Source organism: Lishizhenia sp. (genome assembly GCF_057456495.1).
Window position 1 is genome coordinate 1 of sequence record NZ_JBVCPV010000166.1, and the last position, 6,776, is coordinate 6,776.

Annotated in this window: 5 protein-coding genes and 1 other RNA gene; 4 read left to right on the top strand and 2 right to left on the bottom strand. The window is 37.0% G+C overall.

Annotation, left to right across the window (positions count from 1 at the left end):
* Positions 1-273: hypothetical protein (locus AC22ZQ_RS11335; RefSeq protein ID WP_318958885.1), on the top strand; the 273-nt coding region annotated here is incomplete at its 5' end.
* A 3-nt stretch (positions 274-276) separates the two neighbouring features.
* On the top strand, positions 277-1,074 hold the full coding sequence (locus AC22ZQ_RS11340; protein ID WP_318958886.1) for a hypothetical protein: 798 nt from the start codon (positions 277-279) through the stop codon (positions 1,072-1,074).
* Between the two features lie 175 nt (positions 1,075-1,249).
* Here AC22ZQ_RS11340 and ffs read toward each other — a convergent pair.
* An RNA gene (gene ffs, locus AC22ZQ_RS11345) (signal recognition particle sRNA small type) lies at positions 1,250-1,347 on the bottom strand.
* Positions 1,348-1,465: 118 nt separating this feature from the next.
* Entirely contained in the window at positions 1,466-2,146 is a 681-nt protein-coding gene (trmD, locus tag AC22ZQ_RS11350) for a tRNA (guanosine(37)-N1)-methyltransferase TrmD (RefSeq protein ID WP_318958887.1), read from the bottom strand.
* A gap of 200 nt (positions 2,147-2,346) precedes the next feature.
* Between trmD and AC22ZQ_RS11355 the strand changes: the two genes are divergently transcribed.
* Together AC22ZQ_RS11355 and AC22ZQ_RS11360 are read left to right on the top strand one after the other, a co-directional pair.
* A complete protein-coding gene (locus AC22ZQ_RS11355; protein ID WP_318958888.1) occupies positions 2,347-4,065 on the top strand; it encodes a M14 family metallopeptidase in 1,719 nt (572 codons plus the stop codon).
* Between the two features lie 93 nt (positions 4,066-4,158).
* A partial coding sequence (locus tag AC22ZQ_RS11360; protein ID WP_318958889.1) for a LamG-like jellyroll fold domain-containing protein occupies positions 4,159-6,776 on the top strand: 2,618 nt, incomplete at its 3' end.

Genomic DNA, 6,776 nt, shown 5'->3' on the forward strand with positions numbered 1-6,776 from the left:
ATGGGGTATGGTGGTCCAAACTCAACAGTTTTTGAACCTGAGGTTTTAGTAATTGGTCCGGATAAGGTAGAGGTAAATGAAGAATTTACCTTAACTCCTCGTCATATTTATAAAGATATGTGGGAGGTTTATGAAATTGAATTTGGAGGAAAGGTAAGGGATGGTAAATTTATAATTACCAAGGATACCATAATTAGTGGTCATTTTAAAATAATGAAAAGAAATGGAGTGTGGATGCGTATTCCCTTTCAAAAAGAGGTTTATATTCGTTAAATCATGACGGAAGACTTAAAGACCTTGTATGAGAATAAATCGATAGATGAATTGTTAGAGATTTACAGAATACGAAGCGAGTATAGAGAAGATGTTGCTGAATTCGTAAGGAAAATTCTAACTATGCGTAATCTTACACCAGAACAGGAAGAACAGTTCATGAATTTTTCTCAAAATTCGATGGTTTTAGAGAGTGAAAAATCAGATTTGGGATTGTTGGACAAAAGTTTGAAACGACTACTGAAGTTTATGAATCCCCTGGAACCTAAATCGGATAATCAAATGGTTTGGCTTTTGCTTATTCCAGTAATTTATGTTTTTTCTATAGCAATAGAAAATGCTTTTTATCTGGGGTTAGATTGGTATACAGTTTTAGTGATGGGCCCAGATATACTTCTGTGTGCAGTTCTATTATACTTGCTTTACCATAAAAAGAAATGGGGCTTTTATATCTATATAATCTCCATTTTATACAAAGCTTATTCTTTTTTTAGCTTAGGAATATTTCACCTTACGCTTCAGTTAAGGTATGGAGGTATTGATGAAAGTTCTGAATCAGTTGATTTGGATGATAGGTTTTCTCGTCTTTTATTTGAAATGAGTGAGTTCGATTATACCGCTGAAATATTTTGGAGTTTTTTCAATTTTGTTCTTTTACTTGTATTAAGTAGGACGGTTGTTATCAATCGAATCAAGTCAATATATAATGTGGGGGATAAAATCACAAGAATGCTGTATTTCTGGACATCCTTAACTCTCCTAGTTGCAATTTCTGTAATGTATATAGTGTACTATTTTTAAGTTTTGATTTCAAACAGGGGTGAAACGGAGTAGCTTTGCGCCAACTTAGCTTTGAATTGTAAAAGGAGTATAAATGCGACTTTAGAAGCACTTTAGATGACTATTTACAATAAGATAAGTAAAGAAAACTAGTAGTGGAGACCCGGCCGTTTGCCAAAATATAAGGCAAAAAAAATAGGGTAAGCTACTTATATCGCACCGCTACAACCTCTTACCCTTGCTACGTTCCCGTCCTGGGGGATTCAGAGGGAGCTGGTCGTACAAGACTTACCCCGCCGCAAAGATAGTAACTTAATCTATTTTCGCAATGGGGAAGGGCGAAAAAAATCATGAAAAATGTCTTGAATTACCTTAAGCTTTGAGCATCAGATGTTAAGCAAGCCAAGAAAAATTATTCGTCCTTTAAAAGGTCTGGTCTTCTTTCCTTTGTTCGTCTGTAAGCCTCTTTTTCACGGTATTCTTCAATCTTTTTAAAATCTCCAGACAATAAAACATCAGGTACTTTCATGCCTTCGAATTCTGGCGGACGCGTAAACACGGGAGGGGACAAGAGGTTATCTTGAAAACTGTCTGTAAGCGCTGAAGTTTCATCATTCAAAACACCTGGTAATAATCGGACGACACTATCCACCAGCACAGCTGCAGCCAATTCACCACCAGATAAAACGTAAGAGCCTATAGAGATTTCTTTGGTGATGTATTTCATGCGTACGCGTTCATCCACTCCTTTATAATGACCACACAAAATAATCATGTTTCCTTTGAGGGAGAGTTCGTTGGCAATACCTTGGTCAAGCACTTCACCATCTGGGGTCATGTAAATGATCTCTGTGTATTCGCGTTCTCCTTGAAGTTTCTCTATGAGTCGAGCAATAGGTTCAATGGACATAACCATACCAGCACCACCACCATATTGGTAATCATCCACATTTTTATTTTTATGGGTGGAATAATCACGAATGTTGTGGATATGAATTTCTGCCAATCCTTTTTCCTGGGCACGTTTCATTATAGATACCTCGAAAGGACTTTTTAATAAATCTGGTAAAACGGTGAGTATGTCTATTCTCATGCTGCAAAAATAGTGTATTGTGAGGTATAGAGCTCAGAAAATGAAGCAAAAAATATTTGATCATATATCAAATTACTTCACGTATATGGGGTGAGGTGGAATTGTATGATGTTGATTTTGAACCGAAAGTAATATCAGTGCTGGCGTAACTTTGCGCATACTTAGATATTTGTACATTTAGGCTTTCAAACAGTTTACCGATGAAAATAGCACATCTTATCCTCATACCTGTCCTTAGCTTACTATTTTCCTTTTCTGTAGGTGCTCAAAATACCACCTATACTTACGATGAACTTATTGGCCAGTACGCTGAAATTGCGCAAGAATCCAAAGACATTCATTTTTTTAATATGGGGCAATCCGATTTTGGTGAGCCTATTTATTTATGTGTTTTAGGAGTAGCGGCAGATTCTCAAATGGTGTTTTCCTATGCGCAAAACTCAACGGTATTATTGATTAATAACGCTATACATGCTGGAGAACCTTGTGGGGTCAATGCTTCTTTAGATTTTGTAAAACACTATTCTAAATTATCTGAAAACGAGAAAATGAAGTATCCAGTGATTGCGGTTATTCCGGCCTACAATGTAGGAGGTATGCATAATCGAGGTGCCTATTCTCGCGCCAATCAAATTGGACCGGAAGAGTATGGTTTTAGAGGTAATGCTCAGAATCTTGACTTGAATAGGGATTTTGTTAAGATGGATAGTGAAAACATGAAAACCTTCGCCCATATTTTTCATGCTTTAGATCCAGATGTATTTCTAGACACGCATACAAGCAATGGAGCGGATTATCAATATACTTTAACACTTATAGCATCTCTAAAGGCTCGGTTAAATCCTGTACAAGCCGCGTTGATATACGATGAAATGTTACCGGCTTTAAAAGATAGTTTGTGGCAAAAGGATAGCCTCGATCTTTTTCCGTACATAGAAATGAATGGGAAGCGACTTCATGAGGGGATTCATGCTTTTAATGATAAGGCGAGATATTCAATGGGATATGCGCGTTTGTTTCATACCCTTAGTTTTACCTCGGAAACACATATGTTAAAGGACTTTGAAGATAGGGTAGTGGCGACCTATCGTTTAATCGAGGAAATGGCAAAATATACACGTCGTTACGATGATGAAATAGAACGTGTAAGAATGATTGCTCGGAATGAAATGTTACAAAAACGTTTTTATCCTGTTCGGTATGCATCGGATACGGCATTGAACAATAAGTCATTTATTGACTTGAAAGGGTATGCATATAAAGATAGCATGAGTGCAATTACTAATTCTCCGCGTCTGTTTTACGATAGGAATAAAGACACCACTTTTACTATTCCTTACGACTTTTACTATAGAGCAACAGATTCTACACTTATACCCGAATATTTTGTAGTTAGATCTTGGGAAAAAGAAACGATTGAGCGTTTGAAAAGGAATAAAGTAACGGTACAAATTATAGACAAAGACACGAATTTGTTACTTCGCCAGAATAAGGTGCTCTATTACCAAACAGTCAATAGTCCGTACGAAGGTCACTACCTTCACTATGATACTAAGGTGCAAGAAGCCATTGATAACGTAACACTTCATCAGGGAGATGTACTTATAAATACCCACCAACTGTCACGACTGTTTATTCTAGAAACCCTCGAGCCAACAAGTGACGATAGCTATTTTAATTGGGGATTTTACGATAGTTATTTACAGCAGAAAGAGCATTTCTCCGCCTATGTTTTTGAAGAAATCGCACAAGAGATATTAGACAATGATATGGATTTGAAGCGTGAATTTGAAGCAAAAAAAGCGGGAGATTTAGACTTTGCAAATGATCGTTGGGCACAGTTGAATTACATTTACATCAACTCACCGTATTACGAAAAGTCGCATAAAGTACTTCCTGTTTACAAGTCACTTCGATAGACAAACCCTATTGTTTACCCCATGTTAACCCTTCACAAGAAATGTTTCGTTGAAGAATTGTTTATTTTTGTGTAAAGTCAATAAAACTAGATTATGAAAAAACTATTACCGGCATTACTCTTACTCTTATTTTGGAGTGATGGTAGGGCTCAAGATACTACTTGGGTTCAAACTTTTACTTGGGATTCCATTTCAACGAGAAGAGCGACCTTTGATTTTCCTCAGGCTTTAAATTCTAAGCGTTTTGAGAAAGTACTGATGTATTACAATCTAAAGTGTGATCCAGCTACTCCTTGGGACAACCACGATTGTGGAGAATGGGATTATTTAGCATATTCAAGAATTTACGACCATACAGGAGTTATGGATTCAGTACAAGTAGACGGTACTGCTTTCGAAATCAATACTGCGACTCCTTTAACACAGAATTACGATCCAATTACCGGTGCTTTGAATAATCACACCGTAAACTACGATCAATACAGAAGGTCTAATGCGACATTGACGAATCACGCGGTATTGCAAGGAACAGTATCTTCTGATTATCCTGTGAATCAAGGACCAACTTCTGGTCAACGTTTTCAAATGATTATTACTGCAAGTGAATTAACAGCTGCAGGATTGTCTGCAAATGACGATTTACAATCTCTTACTTTAAATGGTACAGCGGTAAACGGTTCAGCAGATTTATCAGGATTGTCTATTAAGTTGAAATCAACTACAGATACTGAAATCTCTGATTGGCATACTGCAGGATTCACTGAAGTGTATAATGCTAAAAGAGGATCGGGAGTTAATGACGATGCTGCTTTAGTAACAGGTGATAATGAATTTTTATTCTACCAACCTTTTACTTGGAATGGTACAGACAACATTATTGTTGAGTTTGTTCACAGTGATGCAGGTCAAGCTTCTGACGCATTTACAACAACTGGAGTAAATGGAACTGGAAATTTATCTGTTGCTTACCCAAGACAAAATGGGGTGTACCAATCGGCTGTAGACAACTACACTGTTTCAGAATTATCTGATATTGACTTAGGTGCAGAAGTAACGGTTGCTTTTTGGGCTAAAGGTGAAGGTTCATACGGTACGAAGAATTCTGTTTTTGAAGCATATGACGTAGATGGAAATAGAATACTAAACGTTCATTTCCCTTGGGATAACAATGAGTTAATGTTCCATGGAGGTGCAACTGCTCAAAACGATAGAATTGCGAAAACAGTAAACTCGTCTGTGGTAGATGGTTCTTGGAATCACTGGGCATTTGTTAAGAATGCAAACGATGGAACGATGAAGATATACAGAAATGGAGCTTTATGGCACCAGGGAAGTGGATTGACAAGAGAAATTGGAATGATGCACCGTTTGGTGATAGGAGCAAACAGAAATCATTCGTTAGGTTGGAAAGGTAAATTGGATGAATTTCAAATGTGGAATGTAGCATTAGACGCTGCCACAATTGGAGCTTGGTACGATAAAACAATCAACAATACTCACCCTAATTATGCAGACCTTTTAGTTTACCATAATTTTGATGATGTAGCTTACGCAACAGACGCTTCAGCAAACGATAATTTATTGATGCCAAATAGAAAAGGTGATTTTGATTTTGATCAATTGCCAGTTGTAGCACCGGAGGTTTCTTCTTTCCGACCAACAATTAGCTTTGGTACAGGTACAGTAGCAGGAACTATGGTTACTGAAACGAATTTCAAATACCTTCAAAAAGAACCTTCAGTTGTTTTTGAATACGCACCCGTGAACAGAAGATTCATTATTTCAAATGCATTTATAGCGAATGATGAAGGATATGTTTATGAATATGATACAGACGGTTCAACTGTATTGAACCAAACTCAAATTGGTACATCTCAAACGATTTCAAACAATGATATTGTTTACTATGAACAGCCATTTGAAATTTTAGACATGTATGAAATTGGTAGATTCATTACTCCATACGGAATTGGATTTGATTTAGGACCAAATGGATTTACTTGGGTATATGATGTTACAGATTACCAGCAGTTGTTGAAAAACTCTGTAGACTTCATGGCACACAATACACAAGAATTAATTGATGTGAAATTTGCCTTTATTGAAGGTATACCTCCACGTGATGTTCATAACATTGAGCGCGTATGGGGAAGTGCAAAATCGTACAACTACGGAAAATTAATAGATGATGACGTTTTAGCAGCTAAAGATATTTTACTTTCTGATACTTCTTCTCAGTTTAAAATAGTTTCACGTATTACTGGACATGGTCACTACGGTCAACAAACAAACTGTTGTGAATGGTCTCCTAAAGACCACAAGATTTTAGTAGATGGTATAGAACGATTTACATGGGATATTTGGCAAGAAACAGAGTGTGGAGATAACCCAAACATTGGTCAAGGTGGAACATGGCCTTATGCTCGTGAAGGTTGGTGTCCTGGTGATATGGTGAAGGATCACGGACATGAAATTACTCCTTATGTAACTCCAGGAGATACTGTATCTATTGACTATGATATTTCTGGAGTGTACAATGGTGATCAATCAGAAAGAGGTGGGAATTACGTTATGGCGACGCATTTGGTTTCATACAGCGCACCAAACTTCCAAAGAGATGCGGCATTGGTTGATATTTTAAATCCGAATTCAAATGATTTATACAAAAAATGGAACCCATCTTGTTCTAACCCTCGAGTAATTATTCAAAA

What these genes read in the sequence shown, in the direction of transcription:
- AC22ZQ_RS11340 (WP_318958886.1), top strand. Translation starts at nt 277, where the DNA reads ATGACGGAAGACTTAAAGACCTTGTATGAGAATAAATCGATAGATGAA.
- AC22ZQ_RS11355 (WP_318958888.1), top strand. Translation starts at nt 2,347, where the DNA reads ATGAAAATAGCACATCTTATCCTCATACCTGTCCTTAGCTTACTATTT.
- trmD (WP_318958887.1), bottom strand. Translation starts at nt 2,146, where the DNA reads ATGAGAATAGACATACTCACCGTTTTACCAGATTTATTAAAAAGTCCT.